The sequence below is a fragment of the Paenibacillus sp. VCA1 genome, assembly GCF_031583795.1.
Lineage (GTDB): Bacteria > Bacillota > Bacilli > Paenibacillales > Paenibacillaceae > Paenibacillus_AQ > Paenibacillus_AQ albilobatus.
Genome location: NZ_JAVLSX010000005.1, coordinates 370,570 through 387,320 on the forward strand (window position 1 = coordinate 370,570; position 16,751 = coordinate 387,320).

14 protein-coding genes are annotated in these 16,751 nt (G+C 53.1%); 6 read left to right on the top strand and 8 right to left on the bottom strand.

All coding sequences use genetic code 11. The features are described from left to right. Positions 1–5 precede the first annotated feature (5 nt). On the top strand, positions 6–1,826 hold the full coding sequence (locus RJP21_RS13605) for a cache domain-containing sensor histidine kinase (protein WP_310859721.1): 1,821 nt from the start codon (positions 6–8) through the stop codon (positions 1,824–1,826). A 118-nt stretch (positions 1,827–1,944) separates the two neighbouring features. On the opposite strand, the gene RJP21_RS13610 is transcribed toward RJP21_RS13605, so the two are convergent. Together RJP21_RS13610 and RJP21_RS13615 are read right to left on the bottom strand one after the other, a co-directional pair. Continuing rightward, positions 1,945–2,883 (bottom strand): aldo/keto reductase, encoded by a 939-nt coding sequence (locus tag RJP21_RS13610; protein ID WP_310859722.1) that lies wholly within the window; start codon positions 2,881–2,883, stop codon positions 1,945–1,947. Between the two features lie 24 nt (positions 2,884–2,907). Further along, positions 2,908–3,897, bottom strand: coding sequence for a Gfo/Idh/MocA family protein (locus RJP21_RS13615; RefSeq protein WP_310859723.1), 990 nt, complete (start codon positions 3,895–3,897; stop codon positions 2,908–2,910). A gap of 166 nt (positions 3,898–4,063) precedes the next feature. Between RJP21_RS13615 and RJP21_RS13620 the strand changes: the two genes are divergently transcribed. Next, the gene (locus RJP21_RS13620) at positions 4,064–4,906 is read left to right on the top strand and encodes a helix-turn-helix transcriptional regulator (protein ID WP_310859724.1); all 843 of its coding nucleotides are present in this window, start codon (positions 4,064–4,066) and stop codon (positions 4,904–4,906) included. Between the two features lie 108 nt (positions 4,907–5,014). Here RJP21_RS13620 and RJP21_RS13625 read toward each other — a convergent pair whose 3' ends face one another. The 3 genes from RJP21_RS13625 to RJP21_RS13635 all read right to left on the bottom strand — a co-directional run bounded on the left by RJP21_RS13625 (position 5,015) and on the right by RJP21_RS13635 (position 9,815). Next, a complete protein-coding gene (locus RJP21_RS13625; protein ID WP_310859896.1) occupies positions 5,015–5,797 on the bottom strand; it encodes a polysaccharide deacetylase family protein in 783 nt (260 codons plus the stop codon). A gap of 195 nt (positions 5,798–5,992) precedes the next feature. After that, a complete protein-coding gene (locus RJP21_RS13630) occupies positions 5,993–8,056 on the bottom strand; it encodes an ABC transporter ATP-binding protein (RefSeq protein WP_310859725.1) in 2,064 nt (687 codons plus the stop codon). Next, entirely contained in the window at positions 8,046–9,815 is a 1,770-nt protein-coding gene (locus tag RJP21_RS13635; protein WP_310859726.1) for an ABC transporter ATP-binding protein, read from the bottom strand. Before RJP21_RS13635 ends, RJP21_RS13630 begins: the two co-directional genes overlap by 11 nt. 519 nt (positions 9,816–10,334) lie before the next feature. On the opposite strand from RJP21_RS13635, the gene RJP21_RS13640 reads away from it, so the two are divergent. Both RJP21_RS13640 and RJP21_RS13645 read left to right on the top strand, forming a co-directional pair. Further along, positions 10,335–10,655 carry a HesB/YadR/YfhF family protein gene (locus RJP21_RS13640; RefSeq protein ID WP_160037472.1) on the top strand — a complete coding sequence of 107 codons (321 nt, stop codon included), beginning with the start codon at positions 10,335–10,337 and terminating at the stop codon, positions 10,653–10,655. A 36-nt stretch (positions 10,656–10,691) separates the two neighbouring features. Continuing rightward, positions 10,692–11,132 carry an NUDIX domain-containing protein gene (locus RJP21_RS13645; RefSeq protein WP_310859727.1) on the top strand — a complete coding sequence of 147 codons (441 nt, stop codon included), beginning with the start codon at positions 10,692–10,694 and terminating at the stop codon, positions 11,130–11,132. Positions 11,133–11,228: 96 nt separating this feature from the next. Here RJP21_RS13645 and RJP21_RS13650 read toward each other — a convergent pair whose 3' ends face one another. Continuing rightward, entirely contained in the window at positions 11,229–11,744 is a 516-nt protein-coding gene (locus RJP21_RS13650; RefSeq protein ID WP_160037474.1) for an ADP-heptose synthase, read from the bottom strand. A 205-nt stretch (positions 11,745–11,949) separates the two neighbouring features. Between RJP21_RS13650 and RJP21_RS13655 the strand changes: the two genes are divergently transcribed. Continuing rightward, positions 11,950–13,698 carry an ABC transporter ATP-binding protein gene (locus tag RJP21_RS13655; RefSeq protein ID WP_310859728.1) on the top strand — a complete coding sequence of 583 codons (1,749 nt, stop codon included), beginning with the start codon at positions 11,950–11,952 and terminating at the stop codon, positions 13,696–13,698. Positions 13,699–13,838: 140 nt separating this feature from the next. On the opposite strand, the gene RJP21_RS13660 is transcribed toward RJP21_RS13655, so the two are convergent. Together RJP21_RS13660 and RJP21_RS13665 are read right to left on the bottom strand one after the other, a co-directional pair. Next, complete coding sequence (locus RJP21_RS13660) at positions 13,839–14,282, bottom strand: DUF441 domain-containing protein (RefSeq protein WP_310859729.1); 444 nt, start codon at positions 14,280–14,282, stop codon at positions 13,839–13,841. A 281-nt stretch (positions 14,283–14,563) separates the two neighbouring features. Beyond that, entirely contained in the window at positions 14,564–15,544 is a 981-nt protein-coding gene (locus RJP21_RS13665) for a YpdA family putative bacillithiol disulfide reductase (RefSeq protein ID WP_310859730.1), read from the bottom strand. A gap of 197 nt (positions 15,545–15,741) precedes the next feature. Between RJP21_RS13665 and RJP21_RS13670 the strand changes: the two genes are divergently transcribed. Beyond that, positions 15,742–16,335, top strand: a complete 594-nt coding sequence (locus RJP21_RS13670) for a DUF2087 domain-containing protein (RefSeq protein ID WP_310859731.1) — start codon at positions 15,742–15,744, stop codon at positions 16,333–16,335. Positions 16,336–16,751 lie beyond the last annotated feature (416 nt).

Here is a 16,751-nt window from a genome sequence, read left to right on the forward strand (position 1 = left end):
TGGAAATGAATTCCAAGAGGCGCATGTTGTTGCCTTTCGGCATGAAGCTGTTTATTTCCTATCTGTTTTTAATCATCGTCCCTATTTTTATTTTCGGGTATATCGCCAACACGATCTTGGTCGATCTTTACGGCAAGCAGATGAACACCAATCTGACCGGAACGATGGCGCAAATCCGCGACAACATTAATTACAAGCTGGAGGATACGCAGCGCCTGTCCGATACGCTGTATTTCGACGAAAGCATGCCGCTGGAAATCATGCGGTACGAGGAGGGCTGGGTCAGCTACCAGACGACAACCAAGCTGCTGATCCCGAAATTTCGGCAAACCGTGGATTCGACCAACCGCAAAATATGGATGAGCGTATACCTGAAAAACGAAACGCTGCCGGAAATCTACAACAGTGACCCTCCTGCCTCCGACCCGCTTGCCAGGGGAAAACATTGGGAGCTGTTTCATTTGCGGCGGATTATGGACAAACCTTGGTACGCGGATTTTCCGAAGGAGGATTACGGCAAAACCGTCGTGTGGCGGCAGGTCGAAGACGACGGCCGATTCGGCAGGATCAGTCTGCTGCGGCGGCTGGTGGATACTCGTAATCCGCTTGATCTGGAGACGATCGGTTTCATGCGGATCAGCGTGTATCTGTCTGAAATTTTCCAGAGCGTCAACGTCGACAAATTCGGCAGCGGCAGCATGCTGCTTGTTCTCGATGAAAATGACCGCATCATTTACGGCTCGGGCGAAAACGTACCCGACCTGCATTCCGACTACAAGCTCATGGACGTGTCGCGTTTTACGGCGCTGAGCGAAAACCTGCCCAAGCTGAACTGGAAAATGACCGCACTTGTTCCGGATACGATCATCCAGCACGAAACCCGAAAAATCAATTTGCTGACGGTCGTGATCTGCCTGGCAAGCTTTATCGTGGTGCTGATCTTCGCTTTGGGCGTCTCGCGTTTTTTTTCCAGAAGGGTGTCCAAAGTCGTCTCGATATTAAACCTGTTCCAGCAGGGGGATTTTCATAAACGGTTCCATTACAAAGGCAATGACGAGTTCGCCATGATCGCCGCTTCGCTGAACAAGCTGGGCGAACAAACCGAGCGGTTGATCGAGGAGGTTTACCTCACGAACCTGAAGAAAAAGCAAGCGGAGCTTGAAACGCTGCAGGCGCAAATCAATCCGCATTTTTTGTATAATACGCTTTCCTCGATCAGCCGGTTGGCCAAATTCGGCCAGGTGGACAAGCAGCATCAGATGGTAATGAATTTGGCGAAATTTTACCGGTTGTCGTTAAACGACGGACAGACGATTATCGCCATCCATAAGGAATTGGAGCAAACGCAAGCTTACCTGGATATCCAGAAAGTGAAATACGGCGACCGCATGGACGCAGAGTTTAACATTGAACCAAGGATCGTTAATTACGTGACGGTCAAGCTCATTTTGCAGCCGTTTTTGGAAAACGCGCTGCAGCATGCCTGGCGCGGGGACCATATTTACATCCGCGTCAGCGGGCGGGTGGAGCAGGAAACGAACTCGATTTTGTTCGAGATTATGGACGACGGCATCGGCATCGGAAGGGAACGGCTAAAGCAGGTCGTTTCGGCGATGCATGCGCCAAATTCGCCCGCGAACCGCGGGAGGGGAAGAGGTTACGGCATCCGCAACGTAAACGAACGGATCAAGCTGTATTTCGGCAATGATTACGGGGTGCAGCTGTACAGCACGCCGGGCGTCGGCACGACCGTACTTATCCGCATTCCGATGGAGCGCGCGGCGTCCCAGGCGCCCGAATCGCTGGATTCGAAATGGACGGGATAAAAAGACCCCGCACTGCCGGACAAATCTCGGCAGGCGGGGTTTTTAGAACATGGAGTTAAGGTGCCCCTGACGTCAAGGCCTTCGGTCCACGGCATACGCAGGGCTTTTCCTGTACGGATTATCTTTCGTCCGAAGACAGATCCAGCCAGGCCAATTCCTCACGGGTCAGCTTAATGCGGGAGCCTTCGTCGCAGGAACGGAGCTCTTCTTCGGATTGGGCGCCGATCAGCGCGCAGGTCGGAAACGGCTGGTTCAGCACGTAAGCGAGCGCAATTTGGATCGGGGTGACGTTGCGCTCTGCGGCAAGCTGTTTGGCGCGCTCGAGCCGTTCCCAATTGGCGTCGCTGTAGAACACCCGGACCAAATCGGCATTGTCGCGGTTTTCGGGAGTAAATCTGCCGGTAAAAAAACCTCTGGCTTGGGAAGACCAGGAGAATAAAGGGAATTGCTCGGCTTCATGCCATTTGCAGGTTTCTTCATCCGCCGAAACGCAGCCGGGCCAGAACGGTTCGTTTGCTTTGGCAAGGCTCAGATTCGGGCTGCTGAAGGAGAAGCCCGTCAACCCTTTTTCCTCAGCATAAGCGTTGGCGTCCCGGATCCGTTCCCATGTCCAGTTGGACACGCCGATCGTGCGGACGGTTCCGTTTTTGACGTATTCGTTTAATATTTCGATGACTTCGCCCGCCGGTACGTTGGGGTCGTCCCGATGCAGGGCGTACATGTCGATATAATCGGTTTGCAGGCGCGACAGGCTGGCCGTGATGTCATGTTTGATCGCCTCTCTGCTGACGCGCGGTCCATGCTGGTCGTGATGCGCTCCTTTCGTCAAAATGACCCACTCGTCCCGGTTATTTCTTTCCTTCAAATACCGTCCGATCACTTCTTCGCTTTGTCCCTCGCAATAAATATGCGCAGAGTCTACGGAATTGCCGCCTGCCGCAAAGAAAGCGTCCATGTTGGCCGCCGCTTTTTCATAATTTTGATGATAAAAATAGTCGGAGCCTTTCATGAGCCGCGAAACCTTTTTTTCCAAACCTTGCAACGAAATGTATTCCATGGCGTGTTTACCTCCTTCAAACCGTTATAGTTCTACCCGGATATGTTCCCTTGCCGACCGCAGGCAGGCATCGATGACCCGCATATTATGAATGGCGTCCGCAGGTTCAAAGCGGAGCGGGCTGCGATGGATAATGGCATGCGCCAAATGATCCGCCTGCAGCGAGTATGCGTTTACATTCGGAACTTCGATTTCTTTGCGTTCCCCGTTTGCGATCAAATAAAAGTTATCGCTTCCGACAAAAGCGGAGGGGAGTTCGATGATGCCGTCGGTTCCGAGAATCTCGAGCGGATTCCGGAAGGCCGCCCACATGCCGCAATCGAAGGTCAAAGCGACCGAACCATCAAATTCGATGAGGCCCGAAGCCATCATGTCGACGTCGCCATGCTCCGCGGAGAAAAAGGCGTTGACCGTCGCCGCAACCGGCTCTTTGCCAAGCAGCATCCGGGCCGCATGGATCGGGTAGCAGCCGACGTCATAAATCGAGCCGCCGCCCCATTCCTTTTTGTAACGGACATTGTTTATATCGCCCGCGTTATTGAACGTAAACGCGCCGCGGATCCCCCTGATTTCGCCGATGGCTCCCGACGAGATCAAATCCCGGATCATATCGTAACGGGGGTGGTAGCGGTACATAAACGCTTCGGACAAGTACACGCCCGCTTCCGCAGCGGCTTCCGCCATTTCCGTCGCTTCCGCTTCGTTCAGGGCAAGCGGCTTTTCGCATAAAATATGTTTGCCTGCTTGCGCCGCGCGGATGGTCCATTCTTTATGAAGGTGATTGGGCAGCGGTATGTAAACGACATCGATGGAAGGATCTTGGAGAAGCTCCTTATAGCTGCCGTAAGCGACCGGGATATTCCGTTCTTCCGCCGTTTTTTTGGCTTTATCTAGCTCGCGGCTCGCAATGGCGTACACTTCGTTCAGGCTGGAATTTTGCACGCCCGGAATGACGGAACCTTTGGCGATGCCGGCGCAGCCGAGAATGCCCCATTTCAATTTTTTCGGACTCATCGGAAATCAACTCCTTTGGCTCGTTTACCCCGCAAATGAGATGAACAACCTTTCATTTGGGGGTATTATAAGATTATATTGCCATTATAATTTAGCGTATTTAAAATTAATATAATACGATTTTGCGATTCGTTATAATTATATTGTCATCCATGGAGGTGAAGCCGTGCAAAGGCAAATTCACCTGCTGACGCTTCCCGACATGCCGTTTTTTTGTTTTCCGGAGTCGGTCGGCGTTTACCGGCAGGAACCGGAGCACAGCGTTTTCCGGGAAGCCGGGGCGATGAACAATTTTAACATCCATTACGTTGCGGCAGGGAAAGGTTACGTCGAATTCGAAGGGGAAATCCATGAACTGGGACCGGGCGAAGCCGTGCTGTATTTTCCGATGCAGCGGCAGCGGTATTACAGCAGCAAAGAGGAACCTTGGGATGTTCGCTGGTTCCACTTTTACGGGACGGGGCTGCAGGATTTTTTGATCGGCAGGGGATTCCATGAAAGCCCGCTTTGGACGATTCGCAACCGCGTTGCGTTCGAACAGGCGCATGAAGCGCTTTTAAGCGAAGCCGAAACGTACCGGATGCTGCACTCTTCCCATCTGTCCACGTTGACGTATGCGCTTTTGGCCGAATTTATCGAGCATGCGGTCGCGTTATCCCGGGGCAATTCGAAAACGTCGGGCAAGCGGATTCTGGAGCTGCTGCCCGTCATGCAGCAGGAAGCGGCGCAGCCGTTTATTCTGGAAGAATGGGCGGGGAGGCTCGGGATCAGCAGTTATTATTTCTGCAAGCTGTTCCGCAGCGTTACGGAGATGACCCCGATGGAATTCGTCACGAGATGCCGGCTGCAGATGGCCAAACAGTGGCTGCTGGAAAGGAAGGAGACGACCATCGGGCAAATCGCCAAAGACGCCGGTTACCCGAGCGTCAGCTACTTCAACAAACGGTTTATGGAGCATGAGGGGATGACCCCGACGGCATACCGCCGATTATATGGCGTGCAGTCTTGAAAATTATGGCGTAGTCATTTTGCAAAACATCATCAATATAAATCGGTAGGTCGATGGGGAAAAAAAAATCTCCCCTCGAAACAATACGGATTCGGGGGAGTGGATTGATCAAGGAATTTTTCGGATAAACTCTGCCACGGACTGCTCGCCGCCGATCCGGACGCGATGGAGGGTTAAATATCCTTGCCTTTTCGCGGCGTAACCTGGTTTTGTCGTTACGGCAAACTCAAAGCCGGCACGCTTGACCACCTGAACCACGTTCTGATTGTATTTTCCCGAAGGATAAGCGAATGCGATGACGGGGTGCCCCAAACCCTTTTCCAACCTTCGTTTGCCTCCTAAAACTTCGTCCACACGTTGTAACTTTTTGCTTTTTGTCAATTCTACATGATGCCGGGTATGCGCGCCGATTTCAATAAAACCCGATTGTTCCATTTCCCTGATTTGACTCCAATTCAGGTGATTGGGAGAGCCGATAAAATCGCTGGTGACGAATATCGTAGCTTTCATTTGAAAAGCTTTTAAAATAGGGTAGGCGACCTTGTAGTTATCCAAATAACCGTCGTCAAAAGTAATCAAAACCGGTTTATCCGGGAGTGCTTCCCCCGTTTTCCAATGCAATAAATCTTTGAACGTTATGGTATGGTATCCGGCATGATTTAAGTGTTCCATTTGCTGATAAAATACTTCCGGAGACACGAAAAGCTTTCCATGCCGGTTCCGGCTAATGGAATGGTACATTAAAATAGGAATCGCCTCCGCGTCGGCTCGTGAGGACAAATTCGTTTTTGGCGCAGATAGTTTCTTCTCGATTTGAGCGTGGAAAGCATAATCGGCTTTTTTTTCGGTTCCGCCCGTTAAAATGACAAGCAGCAGCAGGAATATGTGCATCTTATGCAATGAAATCAGCCTCCGGTAATATCATTCGTCATTTTAGGACAAAAAAACTGGGAATGATATCAAGGTGATTTCCGCTCTGAAAAACCGCAAAAACCGGCTTCTTGAATCCAAGGGCCGGTTTTTGCGGTTGCAATTTATTTTATGAGAGCCACAAACTAATTTTGCACAAAAGCTTTCAACGGATCGTTACGCCGGAGACACGGCGGCCGGCTGGGCCTCGAGGCTGCCGCTGCCGGAAGCGCCCTGCTGCAGCTGGTACATTTGATAATACCGGCCGCCAAGCTGCATAAGCTCGTCATGCGTGCCGCGTTCAACGATTTCCCCGCGGTGCAGCACGAGAATGAGGTCGGCGCTGCGGATCGTCGAGAGGCGGTGCGCGATGATAAACGTCGTCCGGCCTTTTTTCAGCACCTCAAGCGCCGACTGGATCAGGCTTTCGGTTTCGGTATCGATGTTGGCCGTCGCTTCGTCCAAAATCAGAATCGCCGGGTCGTAGGCAAGCGCGCGGGCGAAGGAAATCAGCTGCCGCTGTCCTGCGGACAAGGTGCTGCCTTTTTCGATGACCGGCTCGTCGAAGCCTTGCGGCAGATGGGCGAGAATCCGCTCGGCGCCGACGTCGCGCAGCGCTTTTTCGACCTGCTCGCGCGATATTTTTTCGTCGCCGAGGCTGACGTTCGAAGCGATGGTTCCCGTAAACAGGTACGGATCTTGAAGCACGATCCCCATATGGTGACGGATCCACTGCTTCGGCAAAGCCTTAACGTCCTGCCCGTCGATCGTGATCGTTCCTTTTTGCGGGTCGTAAAAGCGGAACAGCAGGTTGATGATCGAGCTTTTGCCGGAGCCGGTATGGCCCACGAGCGCGACCGTCTGGCCCTGCTTCGCTTCGAAGTTGATGTTCTTCAGCACGTAGTTTTCCTTTTTATAGGCAAAGGACACGTTTTTGAACTCGACGTTTCCTTTGTAGCGCGGCATCGTGCCGTCCGTCACGTCTTCCCCCGGTTCATCCATCAGCTCAAAAACGCGCCCGGCCGATACCATCGAGGAGTCGAGCGCAGCCAATTGGTTCACCATGCCGGTAATCGGCTGGAACAGGCGCCCGAGCACGTCCACGAAGGCGTAAAGCACGCCGAGGGAAACGGCCGTTCCGCCCGACAAGGAACCGAATCCGAAGTAGGCGAGGATGACGGCGAAGGAAAAGCTCCGAAGCACGTTGACCAGGTTGTGGGACGTAAAAGCGTTCAGGTTCAGCATTTTGTTCTGGTGCTTCATGTAGTCTTCGTTCAATGTTTCAAATTCTTCGCGGGTTTGCTTCTGCCTGCGGAACACGCGGATGATGGACATCCCTTGAATCGATTCGTTGATGATGGCGTTGATTTCGCTCAGGCGCGACCGGATGATCGTGTTGTATTTGGTCGCAAGCTTGCGGTACAGCACGATCCAGGCGATCAGGAGCGGGATGATGAACAGGCAGACCAGGCCGAGCCGCACGTCCAGCAGGAAGAGGGCGATATAGACGCCGGTGATGTAAATCACCCCGGAGCTGAAATTGGCTAGCACGGCCACAAACAGGTCCTTGACCGCCTCGGTGTCGTTCGTGATCCGCGAGACGACTTTGCCGGCAGGCAGCGTGTCGAAAAAATAGACCGGCAAACGCTGCATATGCGCATACACGTCGTTTCTAAGCTTTTGGATCACTTTGTTGGCCGAGGATTGCAGCCAGTACGTTTTGCCGAATTCCGTAAAGATGCTGACGACGAGAAAAACGCAGTACAAGCCGACCAGCTTTATAATGCCGGGAATCTCCGGTTTGTAAAAAGAATACAGCTCGGCGGCGGACAGCTTTTCCGCCGGATACTGCGCCACCTTGTCGCCGTATTTGATGGTCATTTGACCGTCGGCATAGGTTCGTGTACCTTCCGGTGAAGCCACGGGCTGGCCGATAAAATAGAAGCTGTGCCCGGATTGCAGCAGACGAACCTCGGCGCCTTTTTGCTCATCCGGCGCGAAGCGGTCGCCGCGCTTGTAATAATGCCCTTTATATTCGGCGGCTTGATCGGCCGACGTCGTTTCGTAATAGGGGCGTTCAATGCCAAGCATATGATCGTCGATCATCGTTTTGGCGATAAAAGGCCCGGCCAGCTCGGCCCCGACGCCGATGGCGAGGGCGATGAAGGCCGCGATGAAAATGCCTTTGGCGGTCAGCGCGTATTGAAACAAGCGCCTCCCCGTCGCGGGTTTAGGAGTCATATGACGCTTCCTCCTCGTTTGTCAGATTGTTTTCGACCTGCTGGCGTTCGAATTGCTCGCGGTACCATCCGCCTTGGCTCAGCAGCTCGGCATGGGTGCCTTCTTCGATGATGCGTCCTTCGTCCAGGACGATGATCCAGTCCGCATGCTCGATCGCAGAGAGGCGGTGGGTCGAGATCAGCGTCGTTTTGCCGGCGCGCTGCTCGCGGATGTTTTCCACGATCCGCGCTTCGGTCCGGGCGTCGACGGCCGAGAGGGCATCGTCGAGAATCAGGATCTCCGGATCGGATATGAAAGCCCGGGCCAGCGACACGCGCTGCTTTTGCCCGCCGGACAACGACACGCCTTTTTCGCCGACCAAGGTGTCGAGACCGTCGGAGAGCGTATGCAGATCTTTATCGAAGGCCGCCGTGGCGATGGCGTTCATGATGGTGCCGTCATCCGCCTGATGTTTGCCGAACTGGATGTTTTCGCGCACCGATTTGGAAAAGAGAATCTGCTCCTGCGGCACATACCCGATCCAGCCGTGAAGCCGGTCCTTGGCGATCTGCTCGATCGGCGTATCCGAGATCAGAATCTCGCCGGTTCCGGTCGGGTATTCGTGAAGCAGCTGCTTAAGCAGCGTCGATTTGCCGCTTCCCGTGCGCCCGACGACGCCAAGCGTCTGCCCGCGGCGGATCGAAAGGCTGATATCCTTCAAATTGTCCACCGTAGAGGTCGGATAACGGAACGTCACGTCCTTAAGCACAATCGTATCCGGAGACTCGACGGGCGTCGGGCGGGAAACATCCTGCACGTCCGGAACGACCGACAGCGTTTCTTCCACGCGGTCGAGCGACGCGCTGCCCCGCTGCATAATATTAATCAGCTCGCCGATGGCGAACATCGGCCAAATCATCATCCCCAGGTACATATTAAACGATACGAGGTCGCCCAGGGTGATCTGGTTTTTGAATACGAGATAAATGCCGAAGGCGAGACCGATGACGTAGCTGAGGCCGACGCAAAGCCGGATGGTCGGCTCGAACAAGGCGTCCAGCTTCGCGACGCGCATATTTTTGCGGTACACGTCATCGGCGATGGCCTGGAACCGGCGCTCATCCGATCTTTCCTGGACATAGGCGCGAATGACGCGCACGCCGGCGACCGATTCCAGCACCTGGTCGTTCATGTCGCCGAATGCGTCCTGGGCGTCCGTGTAGCGCTCATGGATGACTTTGCCGTATATTTTCATGGCAATGGCGATGAACGGCAGCGGCAGAATGGCGGCAAGCGTCAGCTTCCAGCTGATCAGAAAGCCCATCGCGAACAGGATGACGGTGAGGTAGGCCGTCGAATCGGTCATGACGAGCATGCCGAAGCCGGCCGTATTGGCGACGGCGCGCAGGTCATTGGTCGCCCGGGCCATCAGGTCGCCTGTGCGGTTCCGCTCGAAAAAGGGCGGCGTCATGCGCAGCAGCTGGTTCATGTAACGGGAGCGAAGAATGCGTTCGACCAGATTGGCGCCCCCAAACAGCTTGTGCATCCAAATGTAGGTGAAGATGTAGATCAGGATCAAGGTCACGATCATAAGGACGATGTATTTCGCAAGCGAAGCCCAGGTGATGGAGCCGCGAACGATTTCGTCGATGGCGCTTCCCAACAGCCGCGGCGGAAACAGCTCGCCGATGCCGCAAATGATCAGCATGAACAGACCGATCAAATAGCGTTTCTTTTCTTGGCGGAAAAACCAGCCCAAATTTTTTAATACGGAGAACAAACTTTCACTTCCTCTCTTGCTTTTGTCTTATTGCCGGTAAGCAAACTGCGGAGTGCAAAGACATTAAAAAAGACATACCACCCGTAAACGGACGATATGCCTTGCAATCCAAACATGCATCATGCGTACGGTTGACGGTAGACGCAGCCGTACATGAAGGAATGGCTAATATTCATTGGCTCCTTGAAACCTGTCTCCAAATCTCAAAAGTCAGTTCCACCAGCTGGGCTGCACCGATATTCAATTGTTGCTTGAATCCGTTGATGATCCGTCAAATTGAACACGTTCGCCCATCCTTTCTTCGGTCAGGATTCGGCAGCTTCAAGGCGAGGTCCCCGGACGGCTGCCATCCCTTCTGGTAATAAATTGAATTTCCAACCTCGTATGCAGAGAATTTTATCACCGTCTTCAAGCGTCTGTCAATTTATATTTTCCTACGTCGCCATATTTAAGTTATGATATATTGGAGATAGGCGAAGTCTCAATCGCCTGGCCACAACAAAGAAGGGAATGAAGCAGATGGAACTTCGAATCAGCAATGACGCGGCAAAATGGTACGTCAAGGAACTGGAGCTGCAGCCCGGCAGCGCGCTTCGCTTCTTTCCCCGTTACAGTTCGGGAGGGGGACTTCATCCCGGCTTTTCGCTGGGCATTTCGGTCGAACCGCCCGAGCGTCCGCTGCTCAAGCAAGAACTTGAAGGGATCACCTTTTTTATAGAAGAGCAGGACGGATGGTATTTGGAAGGGTATGATCTGGTCGTTCGGTACCTGGAATCCCTGGACGATATCGAATATATCTATGAAGCGGATCCGGATCGGCCGACGACTAGCGCAGGATAAGCCGCAAACAAAGTCAGGAAGGAAGGAGGGAGAAGCTTGTCTCATTTGGACCGTGATTTCCGCCAGTACATCAAAAAAACGTCCAAAATTACCGTACAGGTAGCGATCCTCGTCAAAAACAAAGCCGGTGAAGTGCTGCTGCAGCAGCGGGCGGGGGCTGAGGAATGGGGGCTTCCCCTCGGATCCATGACACCTGGAGAGTCTCTGGAGGATGCGGCCCGACGCGAACTGTGGGAGGAGACGTCCTTGACGGCCAAGGAGGTGAGCCTCGCGCGCATGTTTTCGGGCCCGGAATTCAAAAAAGTAGCGAAAAGCGGGGATGAAGAGTTTTTGGTCATCGCGTTGTACGAAGCTTCGGGACTGCAGAGCGAGCTGGATTTCAAGCCGGAAGTGAACGAGGCTCTTCGTTTTTTCGGGGGGCCGCTGCCGGCGTTGGATCCGATCACGAGGACCCTCCTCGAGCACTGCCGCGAGTAACGCGGCCGGGCATGGCGGACGGGGCCGCCACATGCGAAAAACTCCTTTCCTGCGGGAAAGGAGTTTCTTGCTGCTTGCGGGGAGCTTGATCGAGGTTTACAGATGATGCGAAAAAGGGTCCGATTCCAGCGCGAACTGAAAATCGTCAATGTCGTATACCGTCACGGGCACCGAGGCATCGATTATGCGGTGAATCAGCTCGGGCTGATCGGTCAGGAGCGGTACTTGCTCCCGCTGGGAAACGAGCAGCAGCTCGGTTTCGACCGGATCGAAAAATTCCCCGTAAGGCGCGGTATCCATGGCGTTGATGACTGTAATGCGCGCCGTTTCGCCGATCAGGATAGATGAACTTTTGGCCCAAGGCATGTTCAGCCCTTTTTGGATTTTTTTCTTGTTTAAAGGCTCTTCCAGATAAGCGACCAGTTCCTTGATTTTTTCTTTCACATGTTTGTCGTCGTCGCTATTGCTCATGAGCGGCTCGTCGCTGGAAATGAATTCGTACAGCTCGAGCAGACTGGTATACGGTACCATATATTCAACCGGCACGGGAGTCAGCAGCAGTTCTCCGTATATCGCCAGCATGACAGCTTCCGTAACGAATTGTCTTGACATTTGGGTCCTCCTGAAGGTCCATGCCCCTAGCGGCAAGGTCTGTGATTATTCGGTAGATTCGGTTCAAGATAGCTCTTGCAACTTAAGGATATCTAATCATTGTAAAGGGGAAATGTCAACCGGTGAACCGCCTGCCTCGCAGGTTTCCAAGAGATTTCGCCAAAAAGACATCACATCATAGCCTGAAAGGGGAGGAGAAATCCAATTGAATCACTGGAAAGCCTATTTTCGGTTCGTTAAACCTTATACGAAATGGATTTTGATAACATTGATCATCGGGATGGTCAAATTCGGGATCCCGCTTACCCTGCCGATGATTTTGAAATACGTCGTCGACGACTTGCTTCTGAATTCCGCCATGACGCTTCAGCAGCAGGTATCCCGCCTGTTTCTTATTTTGGGCGGCGCGTTGATTTTGTTTATCGTCATCCGCGGACCCGTCGAATATTTGCGGCAGTATTTCGCCCAGCTCATTACGAGCCGGATTTTGTTCGACATGCGGAACAAACTGTACGCCCACCTTCAACGGCTGTCTTTAAGATATTACCAGAACACGAAGGTCGGCGAAGCGATCTCGCGTTTCATCAACGACGTCGAACAGACGAAAAACATCGTCGAAGTCGGCATGATGAATATATGGCTGGATATGTTCACGCTGCTGTTTGTCCTGGGGGCCATGTTCTACCTGAACCCGGTCCTAACGCTGGTAGCGATCGCGATTTTGCCTTTATACGGCATTGCGGTCAACATCCTTTACAAACGGCTGAAAAAGCTGACCAAAGACCGCTCGCAAGCGCTCGCCGGCATCCAGGCCTACTTGCATGAACGGGTTCAGGGAATCTCGGTCATCCGCAGCTTTACGCTCGAGCGCCACGACCATCGCCAGTTTACCGGGATCAACCAAAATTTCCTGAACAAGGCGATGGCCCAAACCCGCTGGAACGCGCTGACGTTTTCGATCATCAATACGCTGACCGACATCGCGCCGCTGCTTGTCATCGGGTACGGCGGTTACCGCGTCATCCACCACAGCTTGACGATCGGCACGTTCGTCGCCTTTTTCGGCTATTTGGACAGGCTGTATTCGCCGCTCAAACGGCTGATCAATTCATCCACCGTGCTCACGCAGGCTTCGGCTTCGCTGGAGCGGGTGATGGAGCTGATGAACGAGCCGTACGACATCGTCGACTCCCCCGACGCGAGAAAGCTGGATGCGCCGGCGCGCACCATTACGTTTGACGGGGTGTGGTTCAAATACAACGAGCAGGCCGATTGGGTGCTGAAAGACGTCAACCTGGAAATCGGACACGGCCAAACCGTGGCTTTTGTCGGCATGAGCGGCGGAGGCAAATCGAGCCTGATCTCGCTGATTCCGCGTTTTTATGACATTCAGAAGGGCAGCGTGTCGATCAACGGATCGGACGTGCGGAACCTGACGATGGAAAGCGTCCGCGGTTCGATCGGCATGGTGCTTCAGGATAACTTTTTGTTCAGCGGCTCGGTCAAAGACAATATCCTGATCGGCAATCCGGACGCCACAGATGATCAAGTCCGCGAAGCGGCCATCCGCGCCAACGCCCATGATTTCATCATGGACCTGCCGGAAGGCTACGATACGGAGGTCGGGGAAAGGGGCGTCAAGCTGTCGGGGGGCCAAAAGCAGCGGATCGCCATCGCCCGCGTCTTCCTGAAAGATCCGGACATCCTCGTGCTGGACGAGGCGACGTCGGCGCTTGATTTGGAGTCCGAGCATCTTATCCAGCAGGCGCTGCAGTCGCTGTCCGCAAACCGGACGACGCTCATCGTCGCGCACCGCCTATCGACGATCACCCATGCGGACCAGATCGTGGTCATGGAGCATGGGATGATCACCGAGCAGGGGACGCATGAAGAGCTGATGGCTTTGGTCGGCAGCTACGCCAGACTGTTTAACGTTCAGCATCTCGAAGTTTGATCCGAAAGAAAAGCCTCGGCCGGGTATCGGCCGAGGCTTTTCTGGTCTATATGATTTTGCAAATGCCGGGGGCCCCGCAAAAATGCCGGAATCGGTTTCGCAGCCGAAGGCCCCAGGGGGTTATTTTGCGAGCTTACGGGCTATGACTTGCCGATCAGCAGGGATAAAATCCCGGCCGCGATCAGCGGACCGACCGGCACGCCGCGCAGCAAAGCCACGCCAAGCACCGTTCCGACAAGCAGCCCGGCCACGATCGTCGGGTTCATCGACATCAAGGTTGCGCCTCGGCCCCCGAGGTATGCGACCAGCATCCCGACGGCAATGGCGAGCAGCGATTTCCAGTTCAGGAACGATTCGCCTATCGCCTGCAGGCTTATTTTTCCGCTGGCCAAAGGCGTCATCACCCCGATGGTCAATATAACGATTCCGACCGTCAGGCCGTATTTTTCAAGCCAAGGAAACAGCTGCTGCAAATGCAGCACCCGGATCAGCAGCAGCACGATCACCGCGATCGTGATCGGCGTGTTGCTGCTGATGATGCCCAAAGCCGCCAGGAGCAGTAAAATCAATGACGTAAAGTCCATCCGCTTCCCTCCGTTGTAGCATAGATTCACGAAGCTAATTTCATCACTTAAATGTCAAACTCACCCAATCAGGAAAAAGGCGCTTACTATACAGCAGTATTCTTACCGCTGGCAAAAAATATCCGTTTTCGGCGAACGCTTGATCAGGCGGGCGCCAAAAACGGATGTTTTTCTTAAGATATAAGAAAGTATAAGTTTCGAAGCGAAAGCTTCCTTATATCTCAAGGAAAATTTCCGCTAAGGGAGGTCCGTCTTCTGTGAAGATACGACGATAGATTTTTTTATGCTCTTGTCCGGATGATATGTTCCGCGATCAGGGCGCCGTGTTTCCGGCCGGTTTCGATAAACACTTCGTTCGCGTTTCGTCCCGATGCGATGACACCGGCCACGTATAGTCCGGGCACGTTGCTTTCCATCGTTTCGGTGTTATACCGCGGCTTTTCCATGTCGTCGTCAAGCTCCACGCCGCAGGACGTCAGCAGCTTCCGGTCCGGGCGGAAGCCCGTCAGGGCGAGAACGAAATCGTTGTCGATCCTGCTCGTTTCGCCGTTTTTGCCGGTGATGGTCACCGAATCTTCGGTTATTTCTGAGACATGCGATTCCACGTGGACGGTAATTTTGCCCTTTTGCACCATCGCTTCGAATACCGGGCGCACCCAAGGTTTGATATTCTCGGACACCGTTTCGCCGCGGTAGATCATGTCGATTTCGGCGCCGACGCGGATCAGTTCCATTGCCGCATCAACCGCTGAATTGCTGCCTCCGATGATGGCGACTTTCATTCCGCTGTAAGGATGAGCCTCGCGGAAATAATGCGTAACTTTGTCGAGATCTTCGCCCGGAATGCCGATGTAGTTGGGATGGTCGAAGTAACCGGTCGAAATGACGACGTTCCGCGCTTCGTATTGATGCGGCTTGCCCGAACGGTCCACCGTTTTGACGGTAAAGGACTGATCGGCCTTTTTCTCGACGGTGAGGGCTTCTTCATATTGCGAAATTTCCAGTCCGTAATGGGAAGCTACTTTGCGGTAGTATGCAAGGGCTTCGTAACGGAACGGCTTCTCGTTGGAAGATGGGAACGGGATGTCGCCGATCTCCAGCAGCTCGGCCGTACTGAAAAATTGCATATGGGTCGGATATAAAAATATGGAATGCACTATGCAGTGCTTTTCAATGATCCGCGTGGACAGCCCTTTTCGTTGACATTCAATAGCCGCCGATAGTCCGCAGGGGCCGGCTCCGATAATTATGACATCTTGCATGACGTAAGTTCCTCCTCTGGCAATAAACAATTCACTACTTATCGTAACGTAATCGACTGACAAAAACCAGCAGCTTACCCGGGATTAAATGGCGAAAATAGATTGACATTTTCGATTCGATAATCATATAATTAGCCAAACATAAAATTAGATATTTATCTAATTTAATAATTTTGTGTTTAGGAAAGGGTGAGGAAATGCAGCTCGAAAAAATCGTGAACTATCACAAAGCGCTGGGCGATCCGACGCGTCTGCGGATTTTGCTGCTGCTGTCCGAAGGCGAGATGAACGGCCAGACGTTGGCGGAAAAGCTGAACATTTCCCAGCCGACGGTCACCCACCATGCCGCGAAGCTGAGGGAAGCCGCGCTGATTACGGAACGACGCGACAAGAACACGGTCTATTTTGCCCAAAACCGGTATTTTATCCAGCAGCATGCCGAGGCGTCGCTCCAATTCATTTTCAAGGAAGGAGGAAAAGACATGACGACAACCGCCAACGAACAAATGAAGGAAGCGGTGATTCGCAATTTCTTCGCCAAGGACGGGCGCCTGCGTTCCATTCCGGCCCAATACAAAAAAAAGCTGATCGCTTTGGAGCATCTGGTAGAGCGGCTTGAACCGGGTCGAAAGTATGCCGAAAAGGAAATCAACGAGTTCATAAAACAATTCCACGAGGATTACGCAACCATCCGCAGGGAATTTATTATGCATCAGTTCATGTACCGCGAAGACGGCGTGTACGAGCTGAATCCGCGCGAGCTGTGGACCCGCTGGGAGAACGTCAAATAAAAAGGGCTTGACAATGAATCGATAAAATGGTTATGATGGCAGCATATGACAGGAAAGGAGACGATAAATCATGAAAAACAAAACGTACATTGCGGCAAACGCCATCCATTCGAATCGCATATCGGTCTCCTTTCATCGGCCTAAGAAGGTTCCCATGTTCTGATATGACATAAGGGATTGATTTTCATATGCCGCGGAGACCTTGCGTCTCCGCGTTTTTTTGCTGTCATGCGCACAAAAACCCCGGAGCATTGTGTTCCGGGGTTTTTTGTGTCCTTTTTTGCCGCCAAACGCGGAGATAACTGCAGACGAAAACACGTCCATAGGGCGTTTTTCTGCGGGATGCCCTTATCATAACGCCGCCGCCGATTCCAGCGTGAAAACCGGAAGGGGCGGGCCAAATGATGCGGTATCCC